12 protein-coding genes are annotated in these 14,398 nt (G+C 71.7%); 5 read left to right on the forward strand and 7 right to left on the reverse strand.

Annotated elements, in window-relative coordinates; translation table 11 throughout:
- The 5 genes from ABT118_RS15130 to ABT118_RS15150 form a co-directional block, all read right to left on the reverse strand.
- Positions 1-1,278: an AAA family ATPase gene (locus ABT118_RS15130; protein ID WP_350668513.1), complete on the reverse strand. Its 1,278-nt coding sequence runs from the start codon at positions 1,276-1,278 to the stop codon at positions 1-3.
- Positions 1,279-1,403: 125 nt separating this feature from the next.
- The gene (locus ABT118_RS15135; RefSeq protein ID WP_350668515.1) at positions 1,404-2,264 is read right to left on the reverse strand and encodes a putative RNA methyltransferase; all 861 of its coding nucleotides are present in this window, start codon (positions 2,262-2,264) and stop codon (positions 1,404-1,406) included.
- A 43-nt stretch (positions 2,265-2,307) separates the two neighbouring features.
- Positions 2,308-2,739, reverse strand: coding sequence for a fic family toxin-antitoxin system, toxin component (locus tag ABT118_RS15140; protein ID WP_350668516.1), 432 nt, complete (start codon positions 2,737-2,739; stop codon positions 2,308-2,310).
- Positions 2,736-2,972 (reverse strand): toxin-antitoxin system HicB family antitoxin, encoded by a 237-nt coding sequence (locus ABT118_RS15145; RefSeq protein WP_057238448.1) that lies wholly within the window; start codon positions 2,970-2,972, stop codon positions 2,736-2,738. The genes ABT118_RS15140 and ABT118_RS15145 overlap by 4 nt, the downstream gene beginning before the upstream one ends.
- 154 nt (positions 2,973-3,126) lie before the next feature.
- The gene (locus ABT118_RS15150; RefSeq protein ID WP_350668518.1) at positions 3,127-4,362 is read right to left on the reverse strand and encodes a calcium:cation antiporter family protein; all 1,236 of its coding nucleotides are present in this window, start codon (positions 4,360-4,362) and stop codon (positions 3,127-3,129) included.
- Between the two features lie 166 nt (positions 4,363-4,528).
- Between ABT118_RS15150 and ABT118_RS15155 the strand changes: the two genes are divergently transcribed.
- The 3 genes from ABT118_RS15155 to ABT118_RS15165 are packed head-to-tail and all read left to right on the forward strand — an operon-like array spanning position 4,529 to position 9,029.
- Entirely contained in the window at positions 4,529-7,030 is a 2,502-nt protein-coding gene (locus ABT118_RS15155; protein WP_350668519.1) for a hypothetical protein, read from the forward strand.
- On the forward strand, positions 7,027-8,016 hold the full coding sequence (locus ABT118_RS15160) for a phosphotransferase family protein (protein ID WP_350668520.1): 990 nt from the start codon (positions 7,027-7,029) through the stop codon (positions 8,014-8,016). The genes ABT118_RS15155 and ABT118_RS15160 overlap by 4 nt, the downstream gene beginning before the upstream one ends.
- A gap of 2 nt (positions 8,017-8,018) precedes the next feature.
- Positions 8,019-9,029 carry a phosphotransferase family protein gene (locus ABT118_RS15165; protein WP_350668521.1) on the forward strand — a complete coding sequence of 337 codons (1,011 nt, stop codon included), beginning with the start codon at positions 8,019-8,021 and terminating at the stop codon, positions 9,027-9,029.
- A 43-nt stretch (positions 9,030-9,072) separates the two neighbouring features.
- Here the strand turns inward: ABT118_RS15165 and ABT118_RS15170 are convergent, their stop codons facing one another.
- Positions 9,073-10,437, reverse strand: a complete 1,365-nt coding sequence (locus tag ABT118_RS15170) for a class I SAM-dependent RNA methyltransferase (protein ID WP_350668582.1) — start codon at positions 10,435-10,437, stop codon at positions 9,073-9,075.
- A 308-nt stretch (positions 10,438-10,745) separates the two neighbouring features.
- The gene (locus tag ABT118_RS15175) at positions 10,746-12,803 is read right to left on the reverse strand and encodes an APC family permease (protein WP_350668523.1); all 2,058 of its coding nucleotides are present in this window, start codon (positions 12,801-12,803) and stop codon (positions 10,746-10,748) included.
- Positions 12,804-13,046: 243 nt separating this feature from the next.
- Between ABT118_RS15175 and ABT118_RS15180 the strand changes: the two genes are divergently transcribed.
- Both ABT118_RS15180 and ABT118_RS15185 read left to right on the forward strand, forming a co-directional pair.
- Entirely contained in the window at positions 13,047-13,715 is a 669-nt protein-coding gene (locus tag ABT118_RS15180; RefSeq protein ID WP_350668524.1) for a potassium channel family protein, read from the forward strand.
- Positions 13,715-14,386, forward strand: a complete 672-nt coding sequence (locus tag ABT118_RS15185; protein WP_350668525.1) for a potassium channel family protein — start codon at positions 13,715-13,717, stop codon at positions 14,384-14,386. The genes ABT118_RS15180 and ABT118_RS15185 overlap by 1 nt, the downstream gene beginning before the upstream one ends.
- Positions 14,387-14,398 lie beyond the last annotated feature (12 nt).

Raw genomic sequence — 14,398 nt, forward strand, 5'->3', positions numbered from 1 at the left:
CTACAGGTCTACCCCATCGGGCCCGCTCCGGGCTCCCTGCACCGGCACCCGGGCCGTCTCCGGCCGCAGCACGCTGTGCCCGCTGGCCGGATCGCGCCGGCACTCGATCAGCTCGGCACCGAGGCCCGGCTCCCGGGCCGGGGCCGGGTCCTGCACCGCCGCCAGCAGGCGGATGTCCTCCTTCTCGCACACCTCCCTGGCCAGCCGCAGCAGCGCCGAGATCTGCTCCGCCCCGAGACCGGCCGCCAGGTCCTCGGCCAGCACGGTGAGCTGACGGTGCGCCGACGGGATCTCGGCGGCCGGGTCGACGTCCAGCACCCCGGCGCCGGTGAGCAGGACGGCGGCGAAGGCGAGCAGGCGCAGCATGCCGTCCGAGGCCTGGTCCGCGCCGGTCCGGCCGAGCACGCCCTCGTCGAAGACCGCGAGCAACTGCTCGCTCGCCTCCGGGCCGCGCCGGGCCACGTCGAGGCCGAGCAGCGGGTGCGGGGCGGCCTGCTGGACGGCCTTGAGCAGCCGGCCGTACCGGCGGGTGCACTCCTGCTTCACCCGGGCCAGCACCGGGGAGATGTTGGCGGCCGAGGCGACCAGCCGGGCGTCCGGCTCGGGCTCGGCCCAGTCGCGCATCAGCGCGGGCACCGGGTGCAGCGGGAAGACCTCGCGCAGGGCGGTGAGCAGCTGTTCGGCGGCGGCCAGCACCTGGCGCTCGCCGTTCGAGGAGCCCGCCACCCGGAGCGGGATCTGCGCGGTGATCAGGCTGTCGTTGGGGAACGGCGCCCGGATGTCGCCCTGCCGGGAGTCGTTGTGCCAGGTGACGTTGACCCTGCCGTGGGCGACGTCCTGCTCCCCGGTCTCCACCAGGGTCTGCCCGGCGCAGGTCAGCCACTCCCGGGCGACCCGGACCGGGCCGTCGGTGCGCACCACCAGTTCGAGCCGGATCAGCCCGGCCGGGGAGCGGACGGTGCAGCCCAGGATGATCGCGTTCCGCCCGTGCGGGACGCAGCCGAGCAGCCCGCCGCGGATCGGCAGCGCGAGCGGGCCGGTGCCGCCGAGGCCGTCGAGCGAGGGACCGATCGACTCGCCGAGGGCGAGCCGGGAGAGGGCGGCCAGCGCGTCCAGTGCGTTCGACTTGCCGACGCCCGAGGGGCCGTGCAGGACGGTCAGCGGGGAGAGCGGCAAGGTGGTCCGGCGGTAGGACTTGAAGGAGGTGAGGCGCAGCTCCTCCACGGTGGGGCGGAGGACAGGGCGGACGGCTGCGGGACGGACGACTTCGCTGGTCACTCGGGGGACGTTAGCCGCCGCCAACTCTGCCGAAACGTGCCTGCTGCGGATGTTCATCCCAACGAGTCCCGGACGGGGGAAGGGAGTTGGCGACCGTCCAGCGACCGGCGGTCAGTGCCGGGTGGTCAGTGGTAGGTGGTCAGCTGGACCGAGCCGGTCACCACGACCGGGTCGGGCAGCCCGGCCAGCGCGGCGGCGAGCCGGGCCGGGTCGGTGTGCCAGGCGTTGGGGCCCATCGCGACCACCTCGGTGGCCTCGGCGTGCGAGAGGCGGAGCTGGAACTCGACCTCGGTCCGGTCGGCCCGGGTGAGCCAGGGGCTGAGCTTCTCGTCGGTGCGGCGGTCCTTGTCCTCGTCCACCGAGAGCAGCCCCAACGCGTCCACCAACTCCCGGAGGTGGCGGGAGGTCGGCGAGACCAGCAGCATCCGGCCGCCCGGGCGGAGCACCCGGCGGATCTCGGGGCCGTTGCGCGGTGCGAACACATTGAGCAGCAGGTCGGCGGAGCCGTCCAGGAGCGGAAGGGGGCGCCAGGCGTCGCAGACCACCGCGCCGATTCTCGGATGCGCCTTGGCGGCGCGCCGGAGGGCGAACTTGGAGATGTCGAGGGCCGCCCCGATCCCGCCGGTCCGCTCCAGGACGTGGGCCAGGTAGTAGCCGGTGCCCGCCCCCAGGTCGGCGACCAGGCCACCGGCCCCGCCCGTTGCGGCACCGGACCCGCCCGTCGCCTCGGCGGCCTCGCCCGCGGCGTGGGCGAGTGCGTCGGCGATCGGGCGGTAGTGGCCTGCGGCCAGGAAGTCCCCCCGGGCGGCGACCATGTCGGCGGTGTCACCGGTGCCGGTGTGGGCGTCGCCGGCGAGCAGGCTGACGTAGCCCTGCTTCGCCTGGTCGAAGCTGTGGCCTGCCGCACAGCGCAGGGTCCGACCGTCCAGGGTCAGCGGCCGGGCACAGTGCGGGCAGGCCAAGTAGCGCTCGATGTCCTGCAGCAACGTGGATGGTCCTCGCCGGTGTGGGGGTGGACCACCAGGCTACTCAATCCGCTTCGCCCTCTTCGCCGTCGTCGTCCCCGCTGACCTCCTCGTCCTCGGGGTCGTCGACGATCCAGCCGCCCAGCCGCTCGGCGACTCCGCTGACGCTGAGCTTGCCCTCGCGGATGGCCCGGGCCAGGCTGCGTACCTCACGGGCGGTGGTGGCGACGGTGCAGCCGCTGGCCACCAGGTAGGAGTAGGCGACGGCGGTCGCGAAGAGCTCGTTGGTCCGCTCCAGGGCCGGGACGCGGATCAGCTGGTGCATCAGGGCCGCGGCTCGGTCCTGCGGCTCGGGGTAGACGGCGATGTCGAAGATCTCGGCCTGGTGCCGGGCAACCGAGGCGAGCAGCGATCCGTAGTCGGTCACCTGCGGGTCGCCCGGGGTGTACTGCTCGGCTGTCATGAGCAGCCAGGACAGGTCTACCTCAAGTTTCAACGGCGCACGTCCTGCAGCTCGGCCCCGCGCTCGAACTCGGCGAGGAAGGCGGTCTCGTACTCCTTCATGAACTGCGCGGCGGTGTCGACGAACAGTCGCCCGGCCTCGCCCATGTCCTGCTGTACCAGTCGTTCGATGTACTGGTTCATGCTGATCCCCTGCTGCTCGGCCCGCTCACGGGCGATCTCGGCGGTCGTGGCATCCACCCTGACGTTCAGCTGCTTTTTGGCCATGCTTCACGCTAGCGCCGATGTGCTAGCACAACAAGGGCGCATTCCAGCCCCCGCACTCCCCCGCACTCTCCGTCCACGCCCGAGATGCTGCTGCCGGTCTCCTACCCAGCACCGGCGAAGTTCAGCCACCGGACCGGTCACCCGCTCGCCCGGGTCAGTGCCGGTCGCCCTCGACCAGGCCGGCCAGGGCCCGGGTGGTCGGGGCGAGTTCACGCCAGTACCGGGTGAGCAGGACGACCGCCAGCCCCAGGTAGACGTAGCTCAGCATCAGCCGGGCACCCTCCCCCGGCAGCACGAACTGCACCACGAACAGGCCGAACAGCAGCCCCGCCTTCCACGGCAGGAAGCGCAGGTCCAGCAGCAGCACGACGGCGAGCACCGTCTGGGCCGCCGTCAGCATCACCTCGTCCACCTGCCGCTCGACCAGCGGCAGCGCCCAGCTGCCGCCGCCCGCCGCGTACGCCAGCGGCAGGCAGGCGATCAGCAGCGTCCACTGGTTCACCTTGCTGGAGAGCAGCGCACCGAGCCCGTCGTCGCCGCGCAGCCGCCACGCGAACACCACCGCCACGATCAGCTCCGGTGCCTCCGAGGCCAGCGGCGCCAGCCACTGCACCAGCAGGAACCGGTCGATCCCGAGCGAGGCCCCGGCGTCCACCAGCGCGGTCGCGAACGGCTCCGCGCAGGCGAACACCACCCCGGCCGCCACCGCGAACACCAGCACGGTCGTCATCCGCCGTTTCGTGGTGGGCAGTTGGGCCAGCCGGGCCGGAACCCCGATCATCTCCTCCTCGTCGGTCTCGCTGCACCGCCCGATCCGGAACAGGTAGTAGGCGTACCAGGCGATCAGCACCACGGCCACCGTCCAGGAGATCTCCCTGGTCAGCGGCATCACGAAGGCGAACAGCGCCGCCGCCCCGAGGAACGCCACATCGATCCGCCGGTGCTCCCGCAACCCCACCCCGGGGCGCACGCCCGCACGCCGCGCCGCGAAGTACGCCGCCAGCGCCACCAACGGCCACCCCACGCCCACCAGCAACCTGTTCGCGCCGGTCATGTTGGCCGCCGCGTACGCCGCGTACTCCGGCCTGGTCCCGGCCGTGTACGCGAACCACAGGTCCACCGCGTACTCCGGCAGCACCGCGATGAACGCCAGCAGCGCCAGCGCCAGCGGCCCGGCGATGTCCGCCCGCGCCGTCTCCGCCGCCCACATCAGCAGCAGCGCCGCCGACAGCACCCCCAGCCCGAACACCGCCATCCCCACCACCGGCTCCGGATGCACCCCGCCCAACCGCAGCACCACCGCAGGCGCAGCTCCGACACAGGCGGCGCCGAGGCGCAGGGCAGTGGTCCGCACGGACGGCGGGACGGCTGACGGAGGATCGGAGACCATCCCCGCAGGCTAGGTCCGGTACGCCCGGGTCCGGCTCCGACGCAGCGCAGCACCGGCGCACACGACCCGGACGGGCCATCATGCGCACCCGAATCCCCTGTTCCCGGCGGCACCGCGATGGGTAGCCTCGTGACCGCACCGTGCTGGGTAGTTGAGGGGGATCATCTTGCCCATCAAGCCGCGCTATCGCCGGGTTTCGGCGCTGCAGCGACAGTTCTTCAACCGCGAGGAAATGCTCGCGATCCACGACGAGGAGTTACGGGGGATCTCCGCGGAACCACGCGTCCTCAATGTCGTGGGAGTCGGCGGAATCGGGAAGTCCCGGCTGCTCCAGGAGCTGCGGACCCGCACACCGGACACGTACCGCACCGCCCGGCTGGACCTGCAGTTGCCGACGCTGCGTCAGCAGGAGGACGCGCTGGCCGTGCTGCGCAGCGAACTCGGCGCCCAGGGAGTCAAGTTCGACCGCTTCGACATCGCCTACGCCGTCCTGTGGCAGCGGGTGCACCCCCAGTTGCAGCTGGACCGGAAGAACACGCCCTTCGCCGAGGAGAGCGAGGTGCTGTCGAAGATCCTCGACGATGCCATGGGGCTGCCGATCTTCGGGACGGCGGCCGGGCTGGTCCGGCTCACCGGCCGGGCGGTGGCCAACCGTCAGCGCAGGCACCGGATCGAGTCGGATCCGACCCTCCAGGAACTGGACAGCCTCTCCAACGCTGATCTGGGGCACGCGGTCACCTACCTGTTCGCCCAGGACCTGCAGCGGTCAGCGGAGGAACGGCCGTACGTCATCCATGTGGACGCGTACGAGGCCATGGCCCCCACCTCGCTGTCAGGAGGGCGGAACCTGCGTTCCGACGCCTGGCTGCGGGATCTGCTCGGTCAACTGGGCGGCGGCCTCACGGTGCTGGCGAGCCGTGAACCCCTCACCTGGGCCGCCCACGACAGCGACTGGGCGACCGTGATCCGGAGCATCCTGATCAGGGGGCTGCCGATGCCCGCCCGGCTCGCCCTGCTCGCCCAGGCGGGCATCGTCGATCTGCCCCGGCAGCGGTCGATCGCCGACGCCAGCGCCGGGGTGCCGTTCTACCTCCACCTCGCCGTGGACACCCACCTGCAGAACCCCACCGGCTCGGTGGCGGCCGCCACCGCCGAGGAGATCGTCCAGCGCTTCCTGCAGCACGTGGCGCCGGACGAGGTCCGGATCCTGGAACTGCTCGGCGTCGCACGCACCTTCGACCTGGACGTGTTCCGAGTGATCGGCAGGGCGTTCGACCTGCCCACCAACCTGCTCACCTGGGAGTCGCTGACCTCCTACTCGTTCGCCTATCCGCTGCCCGGCGGCTGGTACCGGCTGCACCAACTGATGATCGGCGCGCTCCAGCAGCACCTCTCCCCTGCCGTGCGCCGACACGTCCACGCGGTCCTGCGCGGGCACTGGGAGCAGCTGGCCGGCCGGATGGAGGCCGGCACGGAGCAGTCCGGGGTGACCCGCTCATCGCCGCTCCGCGAGGCCGTCCACCATGGGCTGCACGCGGAGAACATCTCCCCCGAGGAGATCCAGCGGCATGCCGACCGCGCCGTACTGATGAGTGGCCGTCAGGCGGTGGACGGCATGGTCAAGGACCTTCGCGACTACCTGGCCGCCGCCACCGACACCGATCCGGCCAACGCCGTACTACCGGACATCCGGGATGCTGCCGACTGCCTGGAGGCGGAGTCGAAGCTGGAGATCGGCGACAGTGCCGCCGCCATCGCGCTGACCCCTGAACTCGACCGCCCCGTCCGGTCGGTCGTCGCCGCACGGCTCGCGTTGGCCGCGGCCAACGCACGCCGGATCGCGGGCCAGAGCACCCTCGCGGCGGGCATCTTCGAACGGGTCTGGGACGAGCACACAGGCGCCGCCCGGACCTCGGCCGGACTGTGCGTGGCGGACATCAGGATGTGGCAGGGCGACTTCGCCGGCGCCTTCGCCCTGGCGACCGAGGTGCACGGCATCTGTGCGCCGCACGAGCGGGTGATCCGGGGCGACCTCCAGCGGCTGATGCACCTCGGGCACCGCTTCCTGATGGACTTCGACCGGTCGGCCGAGCTGCTGGCGGAGGCCGAGCAGGAGTACCGGGCCGCGGGCTCGGTCGTGGGTCTGGCCAACATCAGGACCAACCGGGCGGAGCTGCTGGCCTTCACCGATCCCGAGGGAGCTGTGGCGGAGGCCACCGCCGCTCTCGACGTGCAGCGCGATCTCGGTGCCCAGCACGAGATCGGCAAGGCGTACACCGCGATGGCCATCGCCCAGATCCGGTTGGGCCAACTGGACCGGGCCGAACTGTCGTTCCGCAACGCGCACACCGCACTCGACCGGGCCGGCTACCGGTCGGGGCGGGCCCGGGCGGACATGTTCCGGGCCTTCCTGCTGCTGCGCCGCGACGAGCAGGAAGCCGCCCGTGACCTGCTGCTGCACGCCGCGCAGGAGTTCGAGGCCTGCCAGGTCTACCCCTCCCTCGTGCTGGCCATCCACCGTGCGACCGAGCGGCTCGGACTGGGGTCACCGGAATTCGCGGCCGCGGCCGAACGGGCCCGGCCGCTGCTCCGGCCGCTCGGCAGCCCCGAAGAACTGAACCGCCGGACCGAGGACCTGCTGTCGATGTTTCTCGAGGTGACCGCATGACCTGGCTGGGTCTCTACGAACAGGCGCTGGGGGCGGAGGCGGCCGCCGGTTACTACAACCGCAACGTCGGGGTGCCGACCCCCGAGGGCAAGGTCAACGTCCGCATCCCGCTGGCTGCCGCGGACGCCATGGATGTCCGGCTCTGGCCCGAGGAGCAGGTGCTCGCCTGCATCAGCCCCTATGTCGGCCGGGTACCCGAGCTGCGGCACGTGAGTGAGCACCCCAGGTTCCAGGTCCACCACTTCATCGAGGGGCGGGTCCTCGACGCCTTCTCGCCGCGCGGCAGCTCGGTCCCCGCGCATGTGCTGACGGACATCGTGGCACTGCTGGAGCGGTTGGTCCGGGTGCCGCAGGAGAAGGCGCCCGCGCTGCCGCCGGACTGGCCGGTCTCGGGCGACAGCCCGGGCTTCGGCCGCGTGCTCTCCGGTCTCACCGACCGGATCCACCGCAAGCACCTGGCGGAGTACCGGGAGGTGTTCGCCGGCTTCGGCATCCCGGAGGAGCCGCTGGCCGTGGTCGAACCGCTCTGGGACGGCCTCACCTCCCGGCCCTTCGCACTGCTGCATGCGGACCTGCACCGCAAGAACATGATCGTGCGGGACGCCACCACCTGGTTCCTCGACTGGGAACTGGCCCTGTGGGGCGACCCCTTGTACGAGTTCGGGATCCACCTCCACAAGATGGACTACCCGCTCGACCAGCGGGCCGAGCTGACCCGCCAGTGGCGGGAGCGCCTGCCCGCGGAGTCGACCACCGGTCCACTCGCCGACCTCGACCTCTACCTGGCCCACGAACGGATCAAGTCGGCGATCGTCGACACCGTTCGCTACTCCCAGCAGCTCGGCACCGCATCGCCGGCACAGCACGACTTCCTCGTCACCCGACTGGCAGGGAAGCTGAATGCCGCCCGCCCGCTCTGGGGATCATCCCCCGACCTGACCCCGGACCGGGTCGCCGCCGCTCTCACCCCATGGTCGGAGAGATAGTCGTGGACGCTGTCGCCCTGTACGAAGAGGCCCTGGCCAAGGACGGCTCCCTGGCGGGCCACTACAACCGCAACGTCCGGGTGGAGGCCGCGAGCGGCCCGGTCGTCGTCCGGACCCGGTCGGGCGCGGGTGACGCCATGGATCTCACGCTGTGGCCGGAGGCCGAGCTGCTGGCCGCGATCGGGCCGTACGTGCCTTCGGCTCCTCGGTTGATGCACGTGGGGGTCGATCCGGACTTCCAGATCCACGAGTTCGTCGAAGGGCGGCGGATCGACGACCTCGCTCCCGACGGCAGCCCGCTGCCCCCGAAGGTCCGGGCGGACATCGAAGGGTTCTTCGGTCGGCTGCTGCGGGTCCCGGTCGGCGTACTGCCGGCCGTTCCTGACGACTGGCCGGCGGACGGGGACACCGAGGCCTTCGCCCTGCGGCTGCTGCAACTGGTGCGGGACATCCGGCAGCGGGACGGTGCCGCCGTGGGCGGCCTGTACAAGGCGCTCGGCATCCCGGATGACCCCTGCGGTCAACTCCGGTCCCGGGCCGCCGATCTGACCGAACGCCCCTTCCGCCTGCTGCACGCGGACATCCACCGCAAGAACATGATCCTCACCGACCGGAACGAGGTCGCCTTCCTCGACTGGGAACTCGCCCTCCTCGGCGATCCCGTCTACGACCTGGCGGACCACCTGCACAAGATGTCCTACCCGTCGGAGGACCGCCGCCTGATCACCGCGGCCTGGGAGCGGGCGGCACCGCCCGAGTGCAGCCGGCAGTGGCGCTCCGCCCTGGACTACTACCTGGCCTTCGAAGCCGTGAAGTCGGCCGTGGTGGACACCGTGCGCTGGAGCCACCGGATCGCCGGAGCGGCGGCCGGGCCCGAACGGTCCGCACTGGCCCGCGAGCTCGCCGACAAGATCGCCACTGCCGCTCCCCACTGGGACTCGGGCGCACCCGGGACGCCGGGCCCGCGCGAGGTCGAAGCCGTGGTCGACCACTGGCTGTCCCGGAACGGCTGATGGGCGCGGAGCCCGTGGCTCCGCGCCCATCGGTGACGCACGGTCAGTTCGTCGGCTCGCCGATCGGCTCCAGGATGGCCACGCACTCGAAGTGGTGGGTCATCGGGAAGAGGTCGAAGGCGCGGAGCGAGACCGGGCGGTAGCCGCCCTCGCGGAAGAAGGCGAGGTCGCGGGCGAGGGCGGCGGGGTCGCAGGCGACGTAGGCGATCCGGCGAGCGGAGAGGCCGGCCAGGTGGGCGACGGTTTCGCGGCCGGCGCCCGCGCGCGGCGGGTCGAGGACGATCAGGTCGGTGGAGGTGATGCCGGTGCGGGGCAGCAGGGTCTCCACCCGGTCGTGCTCGATCCGGACGTTGTCGAGGACGGCCAGGTTGTGGCGGGCGTCGACGACGGCCTGCTTGCTGGACTCGATGCCGAGGACGGCACCGTCCTCGCCGACCCGGTCGGCCAGTGCGCCGGCGAACAGGCCGACGCCGCAGTAGAGGTCGAGGGCGCTCTCGCCCCACTGCGGGTCGAGGCCGTCCAGGACGGCGTTGACCAGGGTGTCGGGGGCCTCGGGGTGGATCTGCCAGAAGCCGCCGTTGGAGACCCGCCAGGTGCGGCCGGCCGCCCGCTCACGGACGAAGGACCGGCCGTGCACCTTGTGGATCAGGTCCTGCTCGTCGACCCGGGCGATCGAGACCGGCTTGTCCAGCTCGACGATCGGGAGCTGGGAGCCGGGGGTCGGGGCGAGGATGACCTGGCGGTCGGAGGAGCCGGCCGCGGCGATCACGTCGATCGAGGCGATGCCGGGCCAGGTGCGGGACTCGACGCCGAGCTCGCTGACGCCCTCGGACGCGATCAGGCAGCGGTCGACGGGCTCCAGCTCGTGCGAGCGGTGCCGACGCAGGCCGGTCCTGCCGGTGGCCGGGTCGATCGCGTACTGGATCCGGGTGCGCCAGGCCGGCACCTCGCCGGCCGGGAGCTTGCCGCCGACCGGCTCGACGCTGCCGTCCCAGCCGGCCTCGGCGGGGGTCAGGCCGGCCAGCTTGGTGAGCTGCTCGGTGAGCACCGCGACCTTGAGCTTGCGCTGGCCGCCGGAGGTGACGTGCTGCCAGTCGCAGCCGCCGCACTTGCCGGGGCCGGAGAACGGGCAGGGGGCGGCGATCCGGTCCTTGGCGGGCGTCAGGATCTCCACCGCGTCGGCGCGCAGGAAGCGGGACTTGGTGGTGCCCTCGGTGACCTGGGCGATCACCTTCTCGCCGGGCAGCGCGTGCCGGACGAAGAGCACCCGGCCCTCGTGCCGGGCCACGCAGTGGCCGCCGCCGTGCGCGACCGCGCCGACCTCGACCTCGTACCGCTCGCCGACCAGCGGGTCTCCGGCCGGGACCCGGGGGGTGGACGGTGCCTTGGTGGAGCGCTCGGTCTTCAGCGGGCGGGCCGCGCGGGCGACCGGGGTGGCGGTGCGGGCGGCCTTCGGCGGGCGCACGGTCTGCTTCTTCGCGGCGTTGGCGGCAGCGGCGCCGGCCGCGCGCTTGGACGCCGGGCGCACCTCGGGCTCACCCGGCGCGAGCGGCGCGGTCTGCGCCGTGAAGCCGTCACGGTCGGTCGCCTCCGGGCGGGCCGGCCGGGCGCCCCAGCGGGGCCGGGCGACCTGACCCGGCTTGCTGCCGGAGCCGGACTTGCCCTTGCCCTTGCCGGTACGGCCGGAGCCGGAGGAACGGGGCGGGTTGTTGGGGGTCACGAGTCGGCGTCCTTGCTGGGGTTGCTGGCGGTACTGGCGGATGCGGAAGTCCTCGACTCTACGCGCTGCGGCCGGGGCTCACCGCGCCGGACGGCGCCGGGAGCGGACCAGGCCTTCTGCGGCTTGCGCCGTTCGGAGGACTCCAACTGCCAGGGTACGGAGGTCACCATCACTCCGGGCTTGAACAGCAGACGGCCCTTCAGCCGCAGCGCGCTCTGGTTGTGCAGCAGGTGCTCGTACCAGTGCCCGACCACGTACTCCGGGATGTAGACCGCGACCACGTCGCGCGGGCTGCTCCGGCGGAGGTTCTTCACGTAGTCCAGCACCGGCCCGGTGACCTCGCGGAACGGCGAGTCCAGCACCTTCAGCGGCACCTCGATGCCGCGTTCGTCCCACTCCCGGCGGAGCGCCTCGGTGTCCGAGGGGTCCACGTTGACGGTGACCGCCTCCAGGGTGTGCGCCCGGGTCAGCCGGGCGTACGCCAGCGCGCGCAGGGCGGGCTTGTGCAGCTTGGAGACCAGCACGATGGCGTGCACCCGGGTCGGCAGCACCACGTCGTCCGCCTCCTCGGCGGCGACCAGCTCGCGGGAGACCCGGTCGTAGTGCCGGCGGATCGCCTTCATCATCACGAACAGCACCACCATGGCGGCGATCGCGATCCAGGCGTGGCTGATCTTGGTGGCCAGCACCACGATCAGCACCGCCATGGTCATCACCAGGCCGAAGGTGTTGATCGCCCGGCTGCGCTGCATGTGGGCGCGCTTCTTCGGGTCCCTCTCGGTCCGCAGCAGCCTGGTCCAGTGCCGGATCATGCCGGACTGGCTCATGTTGAAGGAGACGAAGACGCCGACGATGTACAGCTGGATCAGCCGGGTCGGGTCGGCGTCGAACGCCACGATGAACAGGATCGCCGCGCCCGCCAGCAGGATGATGCCGTTCGAGAAGGCCAGCCGGTCACCGCGGGTGTGCAGCTGCCGCGGCAGGTAGCGGTCCTGGGCCAGGATCGAGCCGAGCACCGGGAAGCCGTTGAAGGCGGTGTTCGCGGCCAGCACCAGGATCAGCCCGGTGACGGCGGCGATGAAGTAGAAGCCCGGGGTGAAGTTGGAGAACACCGCCTCGCTGATCTGCGCCAGCGCCGTCTTCTGGTGGTAGCCCGCCGGGGCCCCGACCAGCTGGCTCGGCTCCTCCGCCATCTGGGCGCCGGTCAGCCGGGCCAGGTAGATGATGCCCATGAACATCACGACCGCGAAGACCGCCATCATCAGCAGCGTGGTCGCGGCGTTCTTGCTCTTCGGCTTCCGGAAGGCGGGCACACCGTTGCTGATCGCCTCCACCCCGGTCAGCGCGGCACAACCCGAGGAGAACGCCTTCAGCAGCAGGAAGACCAGCGCGAACCCGGCCAGCCCCTCGTCCCCCGGCAGCGCCTCCAGCTTGAAGCCGGCGCTCTCGGCGGACATGTCCGAGCCGAAGAAGACGTCCCGGACCAGGCCGTAGCCGATCATGCCCATGATGCCGAACATGAAGGCGTAGGTCGGGATCGCGAACGCGCTGCCGGACTCCCGGACGCCGCGCAGGTTGATCCCCATCAGCACGATCACCAGCGTGATCGAGATCCCCATCTCGTGGCCGCGCAGCGACGGGATCGCGGACACCACGTTGGCCACGCCCGAGGTGGTCGACACGGCCACGGTCAGCACGTAGTCGACCATCAGGGCGCTCGCCACCACCAGGCCCGAGTTGGGCCCGTGGTTGACGGTGGCGACCTCGTAGTCGCCGCCACCGCTCGGGTACGCGTGCACGTTCTGCCGGTACGAGGCCACCACCGCGAGCATCACGACGGCGACCACGATGCCGATCTGCCAGGAGAAGTGGATCGCCGAGACACCCGCCACCGAGAGGGTGAGCAGGATCTCCTCGGGGGCGTACGCGACCGAGGACAGGGCGTCGGAGGCGAACACCGGCAGGGCGATGCGCTTGGGGAGCAGAGTCTCCCCGAGCTTGTCGCTGCGCAGCGCGCGGCCGATCAGGATGCGTTTCGGTAGGTCAGCAGGCATAGGCACGTTAAGGAATCGTAGGGGTTCGCTCGGGAATAGATGCCCCCCGGTGGCCCCTTCGTCGGGACTGTGTTCGGTGGACCGGCTAGCGTGTCCGATGATGAGTCCGCGGGAATCACCCTGATCGCCCGCGCCAAACGGTGCCGAAAGCTCGGCGAACGTTCCCCCCGGAGCCGGGGGCGGAAGGATGACGATCGGTGTCTGCGCAGGTCATGATCCCAACGGACCGGGTGAGGTAGTCCCGTGCACATCGTCATCATGGGCTGCGGACGCGTGGGTTCGGCCCTCGCACGCGCGCTGGAGAAACAGGGTCACTCGGTCGCCGTGGTCGACCAGGACCCGACCGCCTTCCGCCGGCTCGGCTCGCACTTCAACGGCCGGCGGGTGACCGGGGTCGGCTTCGACCAGGACACCCTGCGCGAGGCCGGGATCGAGGAGGCCGGGGCGTTCGCCGCGGTCTCCAGCGGTGACAACTCCAACATCATCGCCGCCCGGGTCGCCCGGGAGAACTTCGGCGTCGAGAACGTCGCCGCCCGGATCTACGACCCCCGCCGGGCCGAGGTCTACCAGCGCCTGGGCATCCCGACCGTGGCCACCGTCCGGTGGACCGCCGACCAGATGCTGCGCCGGCTGCTGCCCAGCGGCGGCGAGCCGCTCTGGCAGGACCCGAGCGGCGGCGTCCAGCTGGCCGAGGTGGCGTACGCGCTGTCCTGGGTCGGCCACAAGCTGACCGAGCTGGAGGAGGCGTCCGGGGCCCGGATCGCCTTCCTCACCAGGCTGGGCGAGGGCGTACTGCCGACCCCTCAGCTCGTGGTCCAGGAGGGCGACCTGGTGCACGTGATGCTGCGCCGGGCCGACCTGGACACCGTCGAGGCCGCGTTCGCGCGGGGCCCGCAGGAGGATGAGCACTGATGAGAGTCGCCATTGCCGGAGCCGGCGCGGTCGGCCGGTCGATCGCGGGCGAGCTGCTGGAGAACGGCCACGACGTCCTCCTGATCGACAAGAACCCGAACTCCATCTCGGTCGAGCGGGTCCCGATGGCCGAGTGGCTGCTGGCCGACGCCTGCGAGATCACCTCGCTGGACGAGGCCGCGCTGCAGCGCTGCCACGTGGTGATCGCCGCCACCGGTGACGACAAGGTCAACCTGGTCGTCTCGCTGCTGGCCAAGACCGAGTACGGGGTGCCCCGGGTGGTCGCCCGGGTGAACAACCCGAAGAACGAGTGGCTGTTCAACGAGTCCTGGGGCGTGGACGTCGCCGTCTCCACCCCGCGGCTGATGTCGGCACTGGTCGAGGAGGCCGTGAGCGTCGGCGATCTGGTCCGCCTGATGCGCTTCAGCCAGGGCAACGCCAACCTGGTCGAGCTGACCCTGGCGGCCGACACCGAGCTGGTCGGCACCCGGGTCGGGGACGTGGCCTGGCCGGCCGACACCGCGCTGGTGACCATCATCCGCGAGGGCCGGGTGCTGGTGCCGAACAAGGACGACACCCTGGAGGGCGGCGACGAGCTGCTCTTCGTGGCCGCCCAGGAGCGCGAGGAGGAGCTCGAGGAGCTCCTCTCGGCGGGCTCCGGCGCGCAGTAGGACCTCCGGGAA

The sequence above is a fragment of the Kitasatospora sp. NPDC002040 genome (assembly GCF_040296785.1).
GTDB lineage: Bacteria > Actinomycetota > Actinomycetes > Streptomycetales > Streptomycetaceae > Kitasatospora.